This is a genomic window from Desulfobacter sp. (assembly GCA_028768545.1).
Taxonomy (GTDB): domain Bacteria; phylum Desulfobacterota; class Desulfobacteria; order Desulfobacterales; family Desulfobacteraceae; genus Desulfobacter.
Window position 1 is genome coordinate 1,164,617 of sequence record CP054838.1, and the last position, 19,656, is coordinate 1,184,272.

The window sequence follows — 19,656 nt, forward strand, 5'->3', positions numbered from 1 at the left end:
GTTCACCTCCTTTAATTGTCCTCTTTTATAAGCTGGTAAATTCTTTTTTCTTCCGGGGTTAAGGCCTGGTTTCTGTCCAGGGTCTTTTCTAAAAAGCAATGGTAAAAGTCATGTCGGAGACTGTCCCGGTTGGCAATGATAAACCATTGGTTTCGGGTCCAGTTAATGGGGGCGGCATCTTCATTATCGGTTTCAAATATGCCCACCAGCGCCTCTTTTTTATCTGTGATAATATCAAATGACCTTCCCCCGATTTTAGCGATCAGCTCTTTTTGGCCCGGGTGGGTGGCTTGGACATCAAACCGTTTGGGTACTTTGCCCATGGCAATATAGCGAATGGCCACCCCTCGTTTTTCAGCCGTTTCCAAAGCGTCTGCCAGGTGGTGGTCTGCTTCGGGAAATAATCTGGTATAGATTTCCTTTTCAGCAGATTCGATCATTTCCTTGGCCTTGGCCATGACATTGTCATAACCGGTCAAGGTCCATACATACTCAAAATCTTCTTTTCGGCCTACCTTGGCAATTTCGTTTTCCACCGAGGCAATATTGGTTTTAAATTCTCTTTTCAAGCGGCGGATAAGCTCATCAGAGGGCAGGGGGGCGTATTGTCCGGACTGGACTTCAATGACATGGCCCTTGGCAATCAGATTTCTTAATACATCATAGATTCTGGACCGGGCAATCCCGGAAACTTTGCTCAGTTGGGACCCGTTGATGGGATGTTTGCCCACCAGGGCCATATAGCAGGCCGCTTCGTACTGGGAAAAGCCTAAACAGGTTAGTTTGGATTTATTTTGCATCTTTGCCTCGCCTGCTTTATGTTGCTACTATAATAGCAACATAAAGCAGGCCATCTTTTTTGTCAAGGCATTTAGGGGTGAAAGACCGTCATGGCCTGGCGTGAAATTATCTTTAAGTGCCGGCATGAACCATCACGGGATTGACAATTTTTTCGGGCTATGCGCATATGTATTATTTAATTCATATATCAACCAACAGGAGTATAGATATGGCAGGTTTAAACAAGGTCATGCTCATCGGCAGACTGGGAAGGGACCCTGAAATCAGGTATTCCCAGCAGGGAAATGCCGTGGTGAATTTTTCCATTGCCACAAGCGAGCAGTGGACAGACAAGAACACCGGGGATCGTCAGGAAAAAACCGAATGGCATCGAATCGTTGTCTTTGGCAAGCAGGCGGAAACCTGTGAAAAATATCTGTCCAAAGGCAGCCAGATATACATTGAAGGGCGCCTTCAGACCCGGTCCTGGGACAAAGACGGCCAGACCCATTACACCACAGAAGTGGTGGTATCAAATTTTCAGTTTCTGGGGGGACGTTCCGACAACCAGGGCGGTGGCGGATACCAGAATCAGGGCGGTGACGGTTATCAGAACCAGAACCAGAATTTCCAGGGAAACCGGGGCGGGCAAGCCCCCAATTCAAATAATTTCCAGGGCCAGACCAATCCGGGCATGGCAGGCGGACCCGATCCCATTCCTGATGACGATATTCCATTCTAGCCCGTTTAGTTCCAAGGAAACCCCATCATCTCTGGGAAAGGAATCATTGCCCTGGCAATGATTCCTTTCCTGTGGATTTTTTAATATCAATGATTTTGCTTTTCAGATAGGGCTTGGTTTCATACCGGGTGATATTGGTCAGGTCATGGGTGAGCCGTGCCAGCTTATCCACCTCTTTTTGGATACTGGCCAGGGCCGTAGCGGTCTTTTCATCCATTCCCCTTTGATCCAATAAAATTTCACAATATCCCATGATGACCTGGATGGGCTGGCTGAATTCGTGGGCAATTCCGCCGGTGGTTTCCAGGGCGGTTGTGAGCTTTTCTTTTTCCACCCAGACCCGGTCATGGGCCTTTTTTTCAGTCAGGTCCTCAATGGACAGGAGAACCGCTGACTTTCCGCCCAGTTTTAAGGGGGTGGTGGAAAACCTTAAATCTCTTTTCCCTTTACCAATCAAGGTCTTTTGGGTTTCAACCATGAATTTGGGCCGGCCCTGGGCCAGGGTGGTTTCAATGGCATTTTTTAATTTGCAGTCAACGCAACCTCTGCTGAACCCGTATCCGTTGGCATTTTTTTTATGATTGATGCAGTCAAAAACCTCTCCGCTGGCCCGGCCCTTGAGCTGTTTTTTATTGGTGAATATTTTGGCGTTTTGGTTGGATATAAGAACAGACCGATCCTGATCAATGACCAGTATGGCCATGGGCAGGGCATTGATGATGGCCAACAATCCTTTTTTGGTATATTCCACTAGGGGTTTAGACATTTTTCCATCGATCTATTTTTTCAAATCCGGTTTGGGCCGCCTCCAGAAGGCAGGACATGCTCACCGGTTTTTTATAATAATCGTCAAACCCGGCATCTCTGCAGTCAGACAATTTAAACAAGGAGGCATATCCGGTCAGGGCATAGAGAATGGCCATGGGCATCTCTTGTTTGATGGCCCGGCACAGATCAATCCCGTTCATCTCGGGCAGGTTCAGGTCAAGGAACATCACAAGTATTTTTTCAGTTTTAAGGATTTCAAGGGCTTGTTCGGCACTGGCTGCGGTTCTGATCGTATACCCTTTATTTGTAAATGCCAGTTCAAACATATTTAAAATGCTTGTTTCATCATCTACAACCAGTCAGTGATGTCCGGTTAGGTTTTTGCTTGCTCAATAATTTTTTGATCTTTGACAATATTGTCCCTGTTTGAACTATGAGAGCCCTGCTCCTCGCAGCCAAACAGGTCATTTAGAATGGCGGTTCGCAGCTGCCGAACTCTTTTGATCGTGACCTTTTCATTAAACTGTTTTTGGCAATGGATTGCCAGTAACAGGTAAGTGATAAGGCCGCCAAGAATCTGAACCATAAGGCCGTATTCACTGCGGGCAATGAGATGATATACCTTCAGATGTTCTTTCCACCATTTGAAAAAATCCTCAATGGTCCACCGGAGTTTATAAATTGTTGCTATTTGTTCCGCTGTTAAATCATGCCTGTCAGTTGCCACATAGTATTTGACGCCAGCAATTTTATAGCCAACAACCCGAACAGGCCTTTTCGTCTGGTTTTGATTCGGAGTACCAAGTTTAACCAGTGCATCATAAAAAATGTAGCTGTCGGAAGGGGTCTCGTGGTTATCAATAATTGTTCTTGTTGTCCTGGTTTTTATACGGCAGACAAAATGTTTGCCTTGCTCCTGAAGCAGGTCAAATTCTTTATGGGATTGATATCCACGATCCATAACACCTGTTTGCCCCTTGGAAACTATTTTGGGAACAAAGGTGCGTTCAGCGCCGTTGCCTTCAGTCAAAAAGATTTTGTTTGGGATTCCGTGATTAATGTCAAATCCGCAATGTACTTTGGCTTTTTTACTTCCTTTTCTGTAGTTCGCCCAGTGCATTGAAAGGACTGCATTTATGAGACTACCGTCAATGGAAACCAACTCTCCTAACTCGGCGTGTTCACCCGGATGACACTCAAGAGCCTGTTTATAAAGATCCTCAAAGATAAATTGCAGTTGTTCGAGTCCCCTGTGATTGATGGCTTCACAGAAACTACTACGGCTGATACCACCGTCTGGCGCAATATTTTCTTTAGCAAAAACATTCTCCTTGAGATCCTGAATTAAATGTCGGGCAGACTTGTGCTCCTGAAGATGGAAATAAACCAAAGCATTTATCTGGTCTTCGAATGTCATTTTTAAAGGGCGGTCTCCTCGAGATTGTAATTCCGGTGCTTTTGAAAGTGACTTTATCAGAGGGCACCTGAAATTGTCAAAGTTCAGGGACCGTAGTTGTTTTTTAGGGACTGAGATGTGCGTCATTTGAGCTCCTTGAGTTAAATTTTCAAGGCGCACAAAAATTTTTACGCACATTTGTCAACACAAAACCGACTGTTTTTTCAATGATTTTAGATGCTTTTTATATGCAATAACCTAACCGGACACTACTGACAACCAGTATGGTTTTTTCAGACATGGCTTCCTCTTTATACGGTTTTGACTGCTATTGGGTTTCTGAGAGTTGGAATATGCCGTGGATATTTAGGATCAGCCCCACCCTGCCGTCGGCCAGAATGGCCCCGCCGGAAAATCCCTGAATTCCTTCGAGATTCCCGCCCAGGCTTTTGATCACATATTCGTCTTTTCCTAAAAGTTCGTCAATGATCAGGGCTTTTTGCTGGTCTTTGGATTCCACAACCACGGCCAGGCCGTCCCAGATATCTTTATCGTCCTGCTCATCCGAGTACAGGGTCTTTAGTCTGACAATGGGAATGAGGCGGTCTCTTTCCTTGATCATTTCACCTTTGCCTTCTACGGTATAGCAATTATCTTGTTCCGGTTTAAAGGCCCGCTGGATGGCCGTGGTGGGGATCATATATTTTTCGTTGCCCACCCGGACCAGCATGCCGTCGATAATGGCCAGGGTCAGGGGGAGGCTGATGGTGAATTTGGTTCCTTTGCCCTTTTGGGATTCGGTTTTAAGGTGTCCCCGGAACCGTTCTATTCCGGATTTGACCACATCCATTCCCACGCCCCTGCCTGACACATCCGTGATTTTTTGGGCCGTTGAAAATCCCGGCTGGAGAATGAGGTCATAGATCTGGGCATCGGTCAGCTGGTCTGACTCAGATATCAGCCCGGATTGAACTCCTTTTTTAAGGATTTTGTCCCGGTCCAGACCTTTGCCGTCGTCCTGGATTTCGATAATGATGTTGCCGCCCTTGTGATAGGCGCTCAAATGGACGGTTCCCTTGTCCGGTTTGCCTGTTTTCCGTCGCAGATCCAGGGGTTCTATGCCGTGGTCCACCGAATTTCTGATCATATGGACCATGGGCTCGTACAGGGCCTCTACCACGTTTCTGTCAATTTCGGTCTCTTCTCCGCTCATGGTCAGGTTCACGGGCTTGTTGGATTTTTTGGACAGATCTCTGACCAGGCGGATCCTTTTCATGAATGTGGCCTTGATTGAAATCATCCGCATGGACATGGCAATGTGCTGCATATTGGAGACAATCTGTCCTAGATGGGTGACGCTCTGGACCAGTGAGGGGTCTTGGGAGACTTTTTGCTTGAGCATGGACTGGGCAATGACAAGTTCCCCTGCAAAATCCACAAGATCGTCGAGTTTTTCCGTGCTGACCTTAAGCTGGGCAGCCACTCTTTTCTGTTTTCTGTTCCATCAGCGCCTGGGCCACCTGAACAGGTTTTGCCTTGTGTTCTTCCACCAGGATTTGACCGATCCGTTTATCCGGCTTGGATTTTTTCTGGGTTTCCAGGGTCTGGTCCAGGCTTTTTTGGTCAATCACCCCTTTTTTGATCAGAATTTCACCCAAGGGTTCTTTGATCCCCTGGGTCAGCCGGAGGTGGAGGGTGGCAAGTTTGTCCCGAAGCCGGTTGATGTCAAGATCATGATCGCTGGGTTTTACCCCTTTGGCAAGTCCCTGCTTTACACGGCCCACCAGTTTTTTGAGCATGTCCACGGATTCTAAAATTGCATCTGTGGCCAGGTCATTGATCATGAATTCTCCGCTCCGGGCGCTGTCCAGAAGATTCTCCGTGGTATGGGCCAGCTGGTTGATTTTTTTCAAAGATAAAAATCCAGCCACCCCTTTGATGGTATGGACCGGTCTGAAAATATTGTTGATGATTTCCATATCTTCAGGATCCTGTTCCAGTTCGATGAGGTTCACCTCTATTGAATCCAGGTTTTCTTCGGCCTCTGACACGAAATCCATGAGGATTTCCATATCTTCATTTGATAGGGGGTCTGGGCCTTTATCATCTTCCGGAAGATCCGTTTTTGGGGGGGATATTGCGGCCTTTGGGGATGCATCTGGTTTTGGGGCGGAACGGGTCAAAATGGCGGAGTCGAGAATATCAATGACATCCTTGGTTTCAAAGGTGAATTCCACCCCTTTTTTCATGTGGCGGAGCAGGGCATCCAGAAGGATCAGGGCATTTTCCAGGGGCCGGGTATTGGACATGGTTTCCAGGGTCATATTTTCCACAAAACAAAGGCAGGAGTTGATGACCTGGAAAAAGGTTTCGGAATTGCTCTGTTTGGCAGTGATGGACAATTCTTCCAATATTAAAATCAGGCTGCCCAGGTCCGGGGTTTCGCCTGGGCAGAATTCGGCGATGAGTGTGGAAAAGCGGTGTAAGTTGGTTGACAGGTCTTTAAGGATCAGATTTTTATCCACTATGTTTTCTCCAAAGGAAATCTAGGCCGGCTCCGGAATTTCAGACATCAGAAACGGCATCTGCGCAAATTTTAAGAATTCTTGATGGCAAATCGTTAGTCTGGACAGCATCTTTTGTCAAGCATTTTAATCAGTTCTGTGGTTTCAGGCTTGGTGACGTAATTATCTGCATTCACCTGATGACACTTGGCTTTCATCTGTTTGTTGATCAAGGATGAGAACATGACCACATAAATATCCTTGAGCCGGGCATCTGTTTTAATCTTCCGACACAGGGTCAGCCCATCCATTTTGGGCATCTCAATGTCTGTAATCATAACAGTTTTGCGAAGTTTATCAGGCGTCGGGTCTTTAAAGTTTGCCCGGATATGGAAAAAAGCCTGTTCTCCGTTGATGAAATCATGGATATGGGGAAAGCCTGCTTTTTTCAGGCTTGAAACAACGCTTTTCCGCATCAAAGGAGAGTCTTCTGCAAAGATTCTGTCAATCTGGTCCCTGGGAATACTCTGTTTCTGGCTGATCTCCTCTTCTGATACCTCTTCTAAGATCAGGTCCGGAAAAATTGTGGCCAAAATGTGTTCCAGGTCAAGTACCAGGATCTGGGTCTCTTCCACATGTACAGACCCTGTAAAATAAGCATTGGCTTCAAGCATGACATCCATGGGAACAAATTCTTTCCAGGAGAGGCGATAAATTCGTTTCACGCCCTGAACCTTGAAACTATTGACCGAGTTGTTGAATTCCGTGACCACGATGATTTCCCGCTCCTTCTCCTTTTGCGGGGGGATGCCCAGAATCCCGGAAAGATCCAAAAGGGGGATGGTCTGGTCTCGATATAGGTACATGCCTGCAATTCCCGGCGGAGATTCGGGCAGCATCGTAATCTTGGTTTCATCGTATTGCTGAATGGACTGGACTTTGGCCACATTCATTCCAAAGGCCTGATCCCCTACAAAAACAGTTAGCAATTCCATTTCATTGGTGCCGGATTCCAATAAAATACCCTGGCTTGCTGTTTCTTGAATCCTCATTTTTTTTCCTTTGTCTGTATTGGGTCCATGTTTTTGTTATGGTCCGGCCTGGATACCCCATCTCACTTTTGGAACTGGCCTTTGCCCGATGGCCTTATACCTGATCCAAATCATGGGACTCACAGATATTGGACACAAAGCTGATCACGGTTGGCACCTCTTCTCGCCGGATGACAATATTGAGAATACGGCAGTTGAGCCGTTTGCCCGTTGATTGTTGAACCAGGGGAAAAGACCATTGCCCCCATCCGTTTTCAACCAGGGTCTGTTTTTCCCGGTCTGGAAAAAGTCCCATTCCGTTTTTTTTCATCAATTCTTTTTGTGTATATCCCAACGCCCTGCAAAGCGAGGGATTGACCTCAATGATTTTGCCCTGGTCCAGGCTGAACTTTGCCATGGGAAATCCAGGGAGGTCAAACAGGGTGTTCAGGGCCGTGTGGATTTGGGACAGCTGGGCTTCGAGATTTTCTTTTTCCCGGCGTTCCCTGGAGATGGATCCGGGACGATTCTTTGGGCGAATTTTTTTTTCTGGTAAAGATAAAAGAAAAAAAGAACCAGGCTGGTCAGGGCCAGGGCCAGGGTCAGGGTCAGGGCCGGCTGGATATGGCCGGAGCCGGTTGCCGGAAATTGTGCAAAGGCCTGGGACGGATCCCATATCCCAATGATGAGACTTGCAACCAGCCAGATATTAATTTTCGTCAGGATCGGTTTTTCCATTCTATGGCCTGAATTAAATCTCAAATTTTTTAAAAAATGCGTTTTGATTTCCGGTCCGGGAAATTCCTTGTTATCTAACGGGAAATCGTTTTTGAATTCAGCGAAACAGATGTATTAATGACGGTTAATGTACCATATGTGAGAAGGGGATGCAAAAAAAAACATGTACAAGTATCCCCTATTTCCATGGGTTTTTTTTCCGCCATTCCCTGGGGCTTTGATAGTGGCTTTTCTGGGACCAGATCCCTTTTTGGTTTTTCCGGGCATTTTTCTGGGCCCTTTGGTAGGGGGAAAGATTAAATCCCTTGGGCAGGGTTCCTCTGTATACTTCTGCCAGGCCCATTTGGACCATGCCAAGATTGATGTTTTTTCCCTGGTAAAAGACTTCTGCCAGGATCCGGTTTTATCCGCCGGTACCGTATTGGCTGAGCCTTACCTTTTTATTCAGGATCAGGCGGCTCAGCATCTGGGTGGCCTCCCGGCCAAAGGGCTGACCCTTTTTGTTCCTGCCCCCTGTCTCAGGGGTGTCAATGCCTGCAAGGCGGATTTTGAACTCAAGCCCTGCCCCCCGGGCCTTGAATGTGTCGCCGTCGTAAATTTTAATCACCTTGAACTTCTCACCTTGGAAAAGGGCGGTAAGCCTCTCTTTCATGAGGGAGGATTCTCCCCTCTGGGGTGGGGTGATATTTGAAAAATGCCGGGTGCCGTTTTCATCTGTCCACGTATAAACATCGGCATGTGAATGCGTGGGGCCTAAAGGGCTGATCATGATCAGCGCAAAGATGATAAATGGTTTTATACCCAAGGACATAATGCCTCCTGACCCGTGGAAATGATAGATAGACTATAAAAGAAAATCCGGATTAAGGCAACCTGGAAGGAGCGGCGTTTTATTGGGGTGTTGTCTTGAAAATCACCACAGCCCAGTCTTTTTCATCCTTTTGCCAGACCAATGAAAACCCATGGGTCTCATAGTGGGCCACAAGAGGGCTCGTTTCCCAGGAGCGGATCCCGGAAAGCACCAGAAAGGCACCGGGAATAACCGCCTGAACGATGAGCGGTGCAAGCTGTTTGAGTGTGGGAAACCTTAGGTTGGCCATCAAAAGTGACAACGCCAGGTCTTTGGGGTCCATGAGGTCGTCTACGATGGAGATCCGCTGTTCCAGGCGATTGGCAGCCACATTCTGCCGGGCCTCGCTCACGGCATTGGCGTCAATTTCCCAGGCCTGGCAGGTATCCATGCCGGCCAGGCAGGCGGCAATGGCCAAGACCCCGGATCCCGTACCAATGTCTCCAGCCTGTTTCCCTTGAAGGAATTGATGTGTATCCAAATGAAAAAACAGGGTGTCAAGGGCAAGAAGGCTCAGCCGGGTTGTGGGATGGTGGCCCGAGCCAAAGGCAATGCCCAAAGCGATTCTGATATCCATTTTATGGGGCTGTGCAATGCTTTTTATCTTGGGCGGGATGATAAAAAACCGGTCCGAGACCCGTACCGGTTTTGAAAAGCTTTCCATGACATAGGTGGATCCGTAAAGGTCCTGAAAGGCAATCTCCTGATCATTTACCAGGGATTTGAGAACCTGCCTGGCCTGGCGAATGGAGATGGACATGTGTTGGGCGATCAGGCCGATATAGGCACTGGCCGTTAGGCGGTTCCTGGATTCAAAGAGAATGTTCAGAACCTTGTCCCGGTTAAATGGAATCATACCCCTCATTTTTCAACAGCTGGGCATACCAGCAGGAAAATTCAAACATCCCCCTGATTTTTTCTTCATTGTTGACAATCCCCAGGCACATTTCAAAGGCGCCTTCAGCAAATGAGTTTGAATACTCTTCATGGTCCACTGAAGCTAAAAATTCCCGGATCAATACCTGGGAGGTCCGCTTGGTTTTGTCCTTGCGGATATCAATGGGGTCTTTGGGCTCTGCAAAGGGATCCCAGGTCTCATATCCTTTTTTAAGAATATGTTTTTGACCCCGTTTGCCCATGGCATCAAATATGGCTTTTTTTCGTTCCTCGGTTTCCTCGGGGGTGAAGTTAGAGTTCATCTTTTTTAACTCCAAGGTAGTCTTCGTTAAAATCGGTTACCATGGCCATGGAGACAGGGATCAGCATTTCATGCATCCTGATTTTTTCAGAGTTGATCTCTTTGACAAGTTCTGCCGAGAGCAGCTGGAGCTGGGTGTAGATCTTGTCCATGTTCAAGGTGGGGTAAGCCTTGCCCTGGGAAAAGTTGGTCCGGCCGCAGATATGGGAGACCCCTGCCGTGGAGGTGGGGATGCCGTAAACCCTGCAGGTGATGGGGCGGTGATCGTAGAGCACACACAAGTTGTTTTCGCCCAGCAGGGGGCAGCGGATCCGTTCCTGGGACATTTTTCCCACAATTTCCAGCTGGTCGGTCCCTTCTTTGACCTTTTTATAGGCTTCGCGTTTCATTTTGACCAGGGCCCGATCTGTCTTGAATGCAATTTCGAGAAGATCTGTTTTGGTTTTGCCTGAAAAGGTTTCTTTGAATTTATGGTTCAGGTAAATGGCTTCTATCAGGGTGAGGTCAAAAATGGCATAACAGCAGTCCGAGCATTTTTCCCTGCAGAAAACCTCTTTGGGAAATTCCTCTTTAACCTTGTTAAAAATTTGATCCACCATATTGACAACGGCTTCATACTTTACAAAATGTTTTTCTAAATCTAATGCCATGGGTCTTCCTTTTATTTTCCAATGCAAAAATTATTAAATATAGCATCCAGTATATCTATAGAGGCGGTTTCTCCGGTAATTGTTCCCAAAAAATCAATGCTGTTCTTAGCCTCTATTGCCAGGGTTTCTTCTTCCTGGCCAGAATCCATGCCCAGAAAAAGGGCCTCCATATGGTTCAGGGCCAGGCCAAGTGCGTTTTTATGCCGCAGATTGGGGATGACGGCATCATTTTCCATATCCAGATTCCGGATGCAATATTCCATAAGGCATTGACGAAGGGCATCAATGCCATGGTTCATGAGGGCGGAAATCTTTACAATGGGGATATGGGCAAATTTCTCCGGCAAAGAAACCCCCAGGTCCGCATCTTCTGCCAGGTCCATTTTATTGATGACATAGATCACCTTTTTGTCCGGCGGGATAATTTTTGAAAAGGTGTTTTCATTAAATTTTAGCCCCGGCTCTGACATGTATAAAATAATGTCTGCCGCAGCAATATGGTCCCTTGCCTTTTCAATACCGATAATTTCCACCAGGTCGTCTGTTTCATGGATCCCGGCCGTATCAATGACCACAAAGGGTATCCCTTCAATGTTGATCCCCTCTTCAATGGGGTCCCTTGTGGTGCCGGGTATGGGGGTGATGATGGATTTTTCCTTGTCAAGGAGCTGGTTCATCAGGCTGGATTTTCCCACATTGGGCTGCCCGCATATGGCTACCCGGATGCCGGTTTTTAAAAAACAGGCATCCTTATGCTGTTGAATCAACCCCTTTGATTTTTCAATGATCAGACAAAGGTTTTTTCGATCTTTGTCTGAAAAGGAAAACAGGCCGGTCTCATCCGGGAAATCAATGGATGCCTCAAGCCGGGAGAGAAAATCTGTGAGGATTTCCTTCATCTTTGAAATTTCGTCTTTAAGGGTGCCCAGATTCTGGGAGGCGGCAAATTTCAGTGCAGAGTCAGACCGGGCATTGATAATATCGGCGACAGCCTCTGCCTGGGTCAGGTCAATCCGTCCGTTTAAAAAGGCCCGCTTGGTAAATTCACCCGGCTCTGCCAGTCTGGCGCCTAAATCCACTAAAAGATTGAGGATACGCCTGAGAACAATGGCCCCGGAATGGGCCTGGATTTCAACCACATCCTCTGCAGTGTAGGACCTTGGCCCTTTCATGGGGATGAGCAGAACCTCGTCAATCACATCGGTTTTATCCTGGATATACCCGTGGTATACCCTGTGGGTTTTCAGCTTGGGCCCCTTGTCTTTCCGGCCCCGGACACAAGAGAAAACCGTTTGGGCAATCTCAAAGGATCTCGGGCCGGAAATCCGTATGACACCAATACCGCCGCTCCCGTAAGGGGTGGCTATTGCGGCAATTGTATCTGTCATTTATTTTTTTAACCGTCGTTTTCCTTTGTAGGAATTTCTTTTTTTGGGAAAAATAACCAGCCGTCTATAATACCCGTCTCCCATGCTTTGGGTTCTGACCTGGGAGTCTTCTTTCAGGGCCAGATGGACAATGCGCCGGTCCTGGGCACTCATCTGGTTGATGGTTGCCGGCCGACCCGTTTTTTTTGCCTTTTCCGCCATTTTAAAGGCCAGCTGTTTCAGGTTGGTCTTCCGTGTTTCCATATACCCTTCGATATCCACTTTGACCCGGACCCGGTCCTCGCTCTGGCGGTTGATGATCTTGTCCGTGAGAAACTGCATGGCATCCAGTGTCTGGCCTTTTCTGCCAATGAGAATGCCGGCATTGCCCCCTGTGATCTGAAGGGTGAGGCGATCCTGGTCTGTAATGGCCTCTATATGTGCGTCATCCGTGATCAGATCCGCCATTTTCTGGAGGGCTTCCTTGCCCAGGTCAATGGATGCCTGGGTAACATCCACAGGGGGAGGCAGTTCTTTTTCTTCCTTTTTTTCAGCAACGGGTTTACCGGGCCTAGACGCAGGCTTTGTATCCCATCTGCCGTTGTCATCTTCCTCTTTCCTGTCAGTTTCAGCCTTTTTTTTGGGCTTTGAAGGGGCGGGCTTGGCTGACTTTTTGGGCGCGGGTTTCGGGGCTGCCTCCTGGGCTGGCTTTTCTCCAAAGGCTTCATCAACAATGGAGAGAATCCCTTCCATCTCTTCGTCAGATGTATTGGCATCTTCGCTTGGCAGTGTTACCTTAATCTTAGCGTCTTTGCGTCCCACAATGCCGAATATACCCGAGGCTCCTGCTGAGGTGACCTCATAATCCAGATCGTTTTTGGCAATGCCCAGAGCGGCGCATGCTTTTTCTACCGCTTTATTTACATCTTTTCCGGCAAATTCCCGGGTCTCTTTCATATGGCCTCCTTAGGCTAATTTCTTCTGTGTGTAAAACTGCTGGCCCATTGAGATGATGTTGTTGACAAACATGTACAATACCAGACCTGCCGGAAAATTAATAAACAGGACGGTCATGAATATGGGCATGAGCATCATCATTTTGGCCTGCATGGGATCCCCTGCTGTGGGTGTCATTTTCTGCTGCAGCAAAAAGGATGCGCCCATGAGCAGGGTCAGCACGGGGATGCCGTAAGGGGCATCCATAAAGGGAATTGAAAAATCAAAATTGAAGAGGCGGTCAGGATCTGACAGGTCATTGATCCATCCGACAAAGGGGGCATGGCGCAGTTCAATGGCCTGGTAGAGCATCCGGTAAAGGGCAAAGAAAATCGGCATCTGCACCAGCAGCGGCAGGCAGCCTGACGCCGGATTGACCTTATAGGTCTTGTAAAGCCCCATGATTTCCTGGTTCATCCGCTGTTTGTCATCCTTGTACTTTTCCCTGATTTCCATCATCAACGGCTGAACTTTTTTCATTTCGTTCATGGATTTATAGCTTTTGGTGCCCAAAGGCCAGAAAACCAGCTTGATGAGAATGGTCAAAAGGATGATGGCCACCCCGTAATTGGGAATCACCGTGTGGATATAGTTCATGGTGATGAGCAAAGGCCTGGCAATGATGTCAAACCATCCAAAGTTGATGGATTTGATCAATAGGTTGTCATACTGGCTTAAGACCTTGTGGCTTTTGGGGCCCAGGTAGAGGGTATAATCATATTGGCCCTGTTTGCCCGGGTCCAGCCGGTCTATTTTCTGGATAAACCGGTTGGTGACCACTTCATCGGCAAACTTGAGTTTTAGGGTGGCGGCCACCGGAACCTTGGGCATGACAGCAGTCAGAAAATACCGGTCTGTCACCCCTGCCCAGCCCACTGTGGCTGAATAGGTGTCTTTGTCTTCAATATCTTTGGGATTAATGGAGATGTATTCATTGTCCAGATAGGCCACAGGGCCCTCAAAGGCGAACCTGGACCGTTTTTGGATATCATCGTTGAACACGGCAGGCATGGAAAAGACAATGGCGTCATTCACAGGCATGCCTGATCCGTTCTGAACCTGAATCCTGCAATCAATGAGATAGGAATCTGCCCTGAATGTGAAAATTTTCTGCACACTGATTCCCTGGGGATTGGTCCAGGAAAAGACAATGGTTTTTTCTCCCTGGGTCAGGCTCTGGTCTGTGGTTGATGCGTCTGCCGAATAAACGGCATTGCCCAGCCCTTGAACAGAACCGCCTGCCATGTCAAAGGAAAGGGTTCCCCCGAACCGGTCGGCAAGTGCCTGGGAAACCATCTGTTTCTGGGGGGAATCTTTTTTGCTGGTCTGCTTGAAGTTTTTCAAGGTCATGCTTGTTACCGCTGCCATGTGTTCACTGATGGCAATATCATACAGCGGGGTGGATACGGAAATGGTGCGGAAATCCTTTGGCGCAGCCATAACTGCCTGGGGCTGCCCGGTCTGGGTTGTATAGTCCGAAACCCTTGACTCTGCCTGCTGGGGCACGGATTGTTCCTGGGTTTGGGGCTGGATTTCCTGGGAGGGATTATCAAGCTGCTGGGGCGGGGTGAAAAAAAACTGATAGCCCACAAGGACTACCACGGAAAGCACCACAGCTAATAATAATCTTTTTTGCTCATCCATCTTCTCTCCTAAAATAAAAAAAATTTAATTAAGGAAGAGGAAAGCAGTACGCACAACGGTCAAATTACGGAACCGGATCATAACCTCCAGCATGGAAGGGATGACAGCGCAATATTCTTTTTGCGGCAAGTGCGCTGCCTTTGAGACTGCCATATTTTTCAATCGCTTCAAGGGCATATTCTGAACAGGTGGGTACATACCTACAGTTTTTCCCTAAAAACGGTGATATAAAAAATTGATAAAATTTAATCAATATGGATAATATTTGCTTGCTCATTTATGCCGACGCTATTTTTTTAAAAAGGTTATCAATCTTTTCAGTTATTTCTCTGTTGGATAGCGCAGTCAAACCCTTCCGTGCAATGATTTGGATATCGTTTATTCCGGGTATAGAATCTTTCTGGTGTCTGAAATATTCTCGTATAAGCCGTTTTATCCTGTTACGTGCTACTGCATTCCCCACTTTTTTAGATACGGTAATTCCAATGCGATTGTGTTTGCCTGTTCCCGGGAGAACAGCGGCTATAAAATAGCCTGTTCGTATCTTCTTTCCTTGTTTTGAAAGTCTTAAAAATTGAACCCGTTTAAGGATTCTTACATCTTTGGGTAAGGAAAAGTGACTCAATAAATTCCTGTCAGACTAGACCGTGGTCAGTCTTTTTCTGCCTTTTGCCCGTCTGGCATTGATAATTCTTTTTCCGCCGGGGGTTGACATTCTTTTCAGAAATCCGTGTTTTCTAGTTCTTTTCCGGTTGCTTGGCTGAAATGTCCGTTTCATAAAATTATAATCCTTGTTGCTGTCTGGTTTTTTTAAACCAATGGGTTAATCTCTCAAACTACAATAAACGCAAGACTTTAACGCATTCGTCCGTTAAAGTCAAGAATCATCCGAATTTGATTTTTGTTTTTAAACAGAATGCGTTCATAAAAAAGGGGTAATGTCTATATCTTCTGCCTGTTCAGGGCGTAAAAAAGTTTTTGCATATTCCATGCAGACCCCGGAGGTTAGAAATACCCGGAACAACTCCGGGTCAATGTGTCCCCTGTCTCTCATGCCCGCCATGATCTGAATGACCTTCCCAAGGGGCTTGGCTTTCTTATAGGGCCGGTCTGAAGCTGTCAGGGCTTCGAAAATATCTGCAATGGCTAAGATTCGTCCGGGTATGGAGATTTGTTCTTTGGTCAGTTTTCTGGGGTATCCGTCCCCCACAAGGGTTTCATGGTGAGCCCCGGCATATTCGGGTACCTGGGCCAGGTCCGCGGGAAAGGGCAGGATATCCAGCATACGGATGGTGGCGGTGATATGTTCCTGGATCTTATATCGGTCTTCCTCGGTCAGGGTGCCCCGGGCAATGGTCAGGTTATGGAGTTCCCCCTGGTCGTGGGCCAGGTCGGGGACAGGCATGTTGAACCCGAACTTTTCATCCTCCTTGTGCCGGTCAGGATCCCTGGACAGTATATGTTCGGGTCGGTCCTGGAGTAATTGTTCCTGGTAAGGCAGCGGTTGTTCGGTTTCGGGGTATTGCTCAGCCTCGATATGTGAGAGCCCAAGTCTGTTGTCAAAGTGGCGGGTCCAGGTCTGGGCCCTAATGGTTTTAAGCTGATCTGTTCGCTCTGGATCCATGAATTCCCCGCCGATGTTGCAGTCTGCAATAAAGGCAAATTCTTTGTGGAGCCGCTGTTGGGTTTCTTCCAGTTCTTTGATCAGGGAGAAATCCTCTTCTGTGCCCTGGGCTCTTTTTTTCCAATAGGCAAGCTGGGCATCCCGGAGCAATACCTCATACCGCATTCTGATTTCATGGATCCTGTTGTAAATCATCTCCAGTTTGGTTCCCTTGTCCACGATATGTTCCGGGGTGGTGATTTTGCCGCAGTCATGGAGCCAGGCCGCCACCTCAAACTCCCGCCACTGGTCTTTATTTTTAAATTTAAATTCTGCCAGCCCGGGAAGGTCGCTTTTCTGGGCGGCCCGGGCCAGCATAAAGGCAATTTCAGGGACCCGTTCGCAATGTTTTCCCGTGTAAGGGGATTTTTCATCAATGGTGGAGGCAATGAGCTTGATCAGGGCGTCCATGAATTCTTCCTGGGATAGTTAATAGTCCATTATGGCAGAGGCCATGGAGATCGTGGAATTTGACAGGGTCATGATTTCTTTGATGTTGGAGCTTACCCCCTGGATTTCATCCCACCGCCGTTCTTTGACTTTCTGATTTTCAATCACCAGCGCCTTGATGGGCCTGACAATTACCGAGGCCACAAACCAGAGCAGGGGGGTGAAAAAGACAAGGCAGCCCAGGGTGGCAAAGAGGGCCAGCCTGACTTTTTTCAGATAGGGGTTGAGAACTTCTGTTTTGTTTACCAGTACACCAATGGACTGGTTTGAAAAATGGATCAGGGGGTGGGTAAATGCCAGGTGGCTTTTACCGTCGACCATGATGGACTGGATATTGCTCTTGCCTGTTTTAGCCATGTCCAGAAGTGCTTTGTGGGGAACCACATGCCCGGAACGCCTGCCTGGTTTGGATTGGGTATCCGGAACCAGTCCCCATTGGGATGCAATTTTGAGTTTTTGGGCCGGGGTGATGGCCTTAAGCCCTTTTTCCAGGATGCTTTTCAGCAGGGGTTTTGCCGGATGAACCTGAAAGTAAAGGTGGTCTGTGTTTTTATTTGATAGTTCAGGCACAGGGTTGCCCAAGACCAAGGTATCCATGAAATAGGCATTTTTCAGGTAAAGGGCCACCTGTTTGATCTCTATGGTGGCGTCTGCCTTTTCATTTTTCACAGCGTTCATGGCCTCCAAAGGGGTGTTGACCTCCAGGATGGTGATTTGGGGATGATTTCGTTTGATTTCATGGTTTGTGGCCCAGGACCGGGGCAGTGAGATTGTCTTTCCATGGAGTTGGGTCAGCTGTGTAAGGGATTTTTTTCCGGCCTTGGTGACAAAGATGTGGGTCGTTTTTGCATAGGCACGGGTAAAAGGGGCAATGGCTTCCCGCTCAGGGGTTTTGAACAGGGAGTGGAGAAGGTCTAACTCTCCTGCTCGAAACATGGTTTCCAGGGCATCCCAGGAATATCCGTTTACATATTCGAGCCCGAGCCCTGTCTGCCCGGCAATGAGGTTGAGCAAATCTATGGAATATCCTGCCGGAAGTCCGCCAAGGGCAAAGTCAAACGGGGGCCAGTCCATTTCATTGGAGACCCGGACTAGGGGTGGGTCTTGATAAAGGCTTTTTCTTCAGGGGAAAGGGGGATTAACCGGGGCAAAGGCATGGATAAATCATCTGTTTTTGAATCTGATGAAAAGGTGATTTCCCCGTTGGGTTTAAATACAAAAATTTCGCATGAGGGGAGGAATTTCTGGCTTGAAAAAAAACTTAAAACAGCCTTTCGGGTCATGTCGGCGGCCACGACATGGCCTGTCTGTTTTATTCTGCCGGCAAAGGTCACCCCGGGAGACTTGAGGTTGGCAAAAAAATAGGGGGTGGATTTTTCCATCTGGCTCGAATCAAAGGCATGGGTATACCAGGGCCGCTTTCTGGGGTCGTAAGTGGTGGCTATCTTGCTTGAATGGCGCTGGAAATACCGATCATCTAAAAATTCCAGTTCTTTTTTCAAAGGGCCTTTGCCCGGGATGATTTTTATGATCAGCCATCGGTCTTTTGGATCGGCCCCATAGACCTGCCTGATGTCAGGGCTGCTTTCCAGGTTGATGATCTCGTAATATCCCCCGGTGTCATATCCCACCTGAATGGCATAGAGGTTGGGGTTCTGCTCCATGGCATTGGCCAAAACCGGCATGGCCGGATGTCTTGTTCCGGGTTTCGGAGGGGTGCTAAGTGTTTGATAATGCCTGAGCATGTCCACAAGTTCAGATGTTTGGCGGTCCCTGGACACTATTTTCTGGCTTATGTTTTCAGCCAGGGCGTGAAAATTTTTTTCAGCGGTTTTGTTGGCCAGTCTGGAGGAAAAAAAATATTCAATGCCGAGAATGATGCCTGCGGTTGCTGCCGTCATGAGAACAAACAGCCCAAGGACGGTGAATCGTATGGAAATGGTTTTTTTTGATCCGAACAGATTCATATACAAATCCTTCATTGAAAGTATGAAAAAGGATGAATTAAGCCAGGCCTTTGGCCATGGTGAAATTTTAATTTAAACCTGTACCACAGATGCATCTTCCATGGCAATTTCAAGCAGGGCAATGCCGGTCTCTTTGATGCCCAGGATATCCGCCTCTCTGGATCCCATGATATAGGTCATATCGTATTCCTGATTTTTTGGGTCCATTTTTTTACAAATCATATCTGCCAGCCTGACCACCAAAAGAAGGCTGTCGGATTCATCATAGTTTTCAATGTGGTGATCCCGGGCAATGTTGCAGTATTGCACGGGCAGCTTCCATTGGGTCAGCAGGGCATATCCCTGGGTTTCGTGGCGGTTTGTCAGGATATCTCCAACAAGGTCCGGGGTCAGTTTGATCGTCTCCTCTTTTGAGGCCAGCACTTTTTCAAGTGCGGAAAGCAGGCATAGTTTGCCCATGTCATGTAATAATCCTGCAATAAAGGCTTTGGAAACCAGGTCATCCATTTTAAGATGCCGGGTCAGCCAGAGAGAGGCAAAGGCGCAGGCAACGCAATGGTCCCACAGTCGGGTCTGGAGCCCTTTTATCATGGGGTTTTTTGATCTGAAATTCTGTTTATGGATCACCTGCATGATCATGTTGAACAATTCGGCCTGGCCCATTCGCAGGGCAGCCTCTTTGATGGTGGACACCTCTCCCAATCCTCTATAGTAGGGGGAATTGGCCACCTTTAAAATTTTGCTGGTCAGGGTGGGGTCGGTCCGGATCAGTTTTTTTACCGCATCCAGGTCTGGATCCGGTTTTATGATTTCATTTTGAAGCCTTGCCGCATCCGGGTTCAGGACCGGAAAATCACTCTGGTTTTCAATGTATTTGGCAAGGGTGTCTAAAATCGTGGTATTTTGAGTCAT

Annotated in this window: 23 protein-coding genes and 1 pseudogene; 1 reads left to right on the forward strand and 23 read right to left on the reverse strand. The window is 47.6% G+C overall.

Going from position 1 to position 19,656, the window contains the following annotated elements; translation table 11 throughout:
- Positions 1–11: 11 nt before the first annotated feature.
- A complete protein-coding gene (locus HUN05_05610) occupies positions 12–800 on the reverse strand; it encodes a TrmB family transcriptional regulator (GenBank protein WDP84685.1) in 789 nt (262 codons plus the stop codon).
- A gap of 203 nt (positions 801–1,003) precedes the next feature.
- Here HUN05_05610 and ssb point away from each other — a divergent pair, with 203 nt between their 5' ends.
- The gene (gene ssb / locus HUN05_05615; GenBank protein WDP87943.1) at positions 1,004–1,522 is read left to right on the forward strand and encodes a single-stranded DNA-binding protein; all 519 of its coding nucleotides are present in this window, start codon (positions 1,004–1,006) and stop codon (positions 1,520–1,522) included.
- A gap of 43 nt (positions 1,523–1,565) precedes the next feature.
- On the opposite strand, the gene HUN05_05620 is transcribed toward ssb, so the two are convergent.
- From HUN05_05620 to HUN05_05725, 22 genes and pseudogenes are all read right to left on the reverse strand, one after another.
- Positions 1,566–2,288 (reverse strand): hypothetical protein, encoded by a 723-nt coding sequence (locus HUN05_05620; protein WDP84686.1) that lies wholly within the window; start codon positions 2,286–2,288, stop codon positions 1,566–1,568.
- Positions 2,281–2,616: a response regulator gene (locus HUN05_05625; GenBank protein ID WDP84687.1), complete on the reverse strand. Its 336-nt coding sequence runs from the start codon at positions 2,614–2,616 to the stop codon at positions 2,281–2,283. The genes HUN05_05620 and HUN05_05625 overlap by 8 nt, the downstream gene beginning before the upstream one ends.
- 47 nt (positions 2,617–2,663) lie before the next feature.
- Positions 2,664–3,833: an IS4 family transposase gene (locus HUN05_05630; protein ID WDP87944.1), complete on the reverse strand. Its 1,170-nt coding sequence runs from the start codon at positions 3,831–3,833 to the stop codon at positions 2,664–2,666.
- A 181-nt stretch (positions 3,834–4,014) separates the two neighbouring features.
- Positions 4,015–6,232 (reverse strand): annotated as a pseudogene (locus HUN05_05635) (chemotaxis protein CheA).
- 74 nt (positions 6,233–6,306) lie between these two features.
- Positions 6,307–7,242 (reverse strand): chemotaxis protein CheV, encoded by a 936-nt coding sequence (locus HUN05_05640; protein WDP84688.1) that lies wholly within the window; start codon positions 7,240–7,242, stop codon positions 6,307–6,309.
- A gap of 94 nt (positions 7,243–7,336) precedes the next feature.
- A complete protein-coding gene (locus HUN05_05645; GenBank protein WDP84689.1) occupies positions 7,337–7,639 on the reverse strand; it encodes a PAS domain S-box protein in 303 nt (100 codons plus the stop codon).
- A gap of 29 nt (positions 7,640–7,668) precedes the next feature.
- Positions 7,669–7,959 (reverse strand): hypothetical protein, encoded by a 291-nt coding sequence (locus HUN05_05650; protein WDP84690.1) that lies wholly within the window; start codon positions 7,957–7,959, stop codon positions 7,669–7,671.
- 178 nt (positions 7,960–8,137) lie between these two features.
- Positions 8,138–8,356, reverse strand: coding sequence for a thermonuclease family protein (locus HUN05_05655; protein WDP87945.1), 219 nt, complete (start codon positions 8,354–8,356; stop codon positions 8,138–8,140).
- 6 nt (positions 8,357–8,362) lie between these two features.
- Complete coding sequence (locus HUN05_05660; GenBank protein WDP84691.1) at positions 8,363–8,770, reverse strand: thermonuclease family protein; 408 nt, start codon at positions 8,768–8,770, stop codon at positions 8,363–8,365.
- A 79-nt stretch (positions 8,771–8,849) separates the two neighbouring features.
- Positions 8,850–9,665, reverse strand: coding sequence for a 50S ribosomal protein L11 methyltransferase (locus HUN05_05665; protein ID WDP84692.1), 816 nt, complete (start codon positions 9,663–9,665; stop codon positions 8,850–8,852).
- Positions 9,652–10,008: a hypothetical protein gene (locus HUN05_05670; GenBank protein ID WDP84693.1), complete on the reverse strand. Its 357-nt coding sequence runs from the start codon at positions 10,006–10,008 to the stop codon at positions 9,652–9,654. Before HUN05_05670 ends, HUN05_05665 begins: the two co-directional genes overlap by 14 nt.
- Positions 9,998–10,657, reverse strand: a complete 660-nt coding sequence (locus HUN05_05675) for a YkgJ family cysteine cluster protein (protein WDP84694.1) — start codon at positions 10,655–10,657, stop codon at positions 9,998–10,000. The genes HUN05_05670 and HUN05_05675 overlap by 11 nt, the downstream gene beginning before the upstream one ends.
- Before the next feature lie 11 nt (positions 10,658–10,668).
- Positions 10,669–12,045 carry a tRNA uridine-5-carboxymethylaminomethyl(34) synthesis GTPase MnmE gene (mnmE, locus tag HUN05_05680; protein WDP84695.1) on the reverse strand — a complete coding sequence of 459 codons (1,377 nt, stop codon included), beginning with the start codon at positions 12,043–12,045 and terminating at the stop codon, positions 10,669–10,671.
- The gene (locus HUN05_05685) at positions 12,046–12,981 is read right to left on the reverse strand and encodes a Jag N-terminal domain-containing protein (protein WDP84696.1); all 936 of its coding nucleotides are present in this window, start codon (positions 12,979–12,981) and stop codon (positions 12,046–12,048) included.
- A 9-nt stretch (positions 12,982–12,990) separates the two neighbouring features.
- Positions 12,991–14,664 (reverse strand): membrane protein insertase YidC, encoded by a 1,674-nt coding sequence (gene yidC, locus HUN05_05690; protein ID WDP84697.1) that lies wholly within the window; start codon positions 14,662–14,664, stop codon positions 12,991–12,993.
- Positions 14,665–14,728: 64 nt separating this feature from the next.
- Positions 14,729–14,941, reverse strand: a complete 213-nt coding sequence (yidD, locus tag HUN05_05695; protein WDP84698.1) for a membrane protein insertion efficiency factor YidD — start codon at positions 14,939–14,941, stop codon at positions 14,729–14,731.
- The gene (rnpA, locus tag HUN05_05700; protein ID WDP84699.1) at positions 14,942–15,289 is read right to left on the reverse strand and encodes a ribonuclease P protein component; all 348 of its coding nucleotides are present in this window, start codon (positions 15,287–15,289) and stop codon (positions 14,942–14,944) included.
- 15 nt (positions 15,290–15,304) lie between these two features.
- The gene (rpmH, locus tag HUN05_05705) at positions 15,305–15,442 is read right to left on the reverse strand and encodes a 50S ribosomal protein L34 (GenBank protein WDP84700.1); all 138 of its coding nucleotides are present in this window, start codon (positions 15,440–15,442) and stop codon (positions 15,305–15,307) included.
- Between the two features lie 144 nt (positions 15,443–15,586).
- A complete protein-coding gene (locus tag HUN05_05710; protein WDP84701.1) occupies positions 15,587–16,738 on the reverse strand; it encodes a hypothetical protein in 1,152 nt (383 codons plus the stop codon).
- A gap of 18 nt (positions 16,739–16,756) precedes the next feature.
- Positions 16,757–17,851 (reverse strand): transporter substrate-binding domain-containing protein, encoded by a 1,095-nt coding sequence (locus tag HUN05_05715; GenBank protein WDP84702.1) that lies wholly within the window; start codon positions 17,849–17,851, stop codon positions 16,757–16,759.
- A 17-nt stretch (positions 17,852–17,868) separates the two neighbouring features.
- Complete coding sequence (locus HUN05_05720) at positions 17,869–18,744, reverse strand: hypothetical protein (protein WDP84703.1); 876 nt, start codon at positions 18,742–18,744, stop codon at positions 17,869–17,871.
- 72 nt (positions 18,745–18,816) lie between these two features.
- Entirely contained in the window at positions 18,817–19,656 is an 840-nt protein-coding gene (locus tag HUN05_05725; GenBank protein WDP84704.1) for an HDOD domain-containing protein, read from the reverse strand.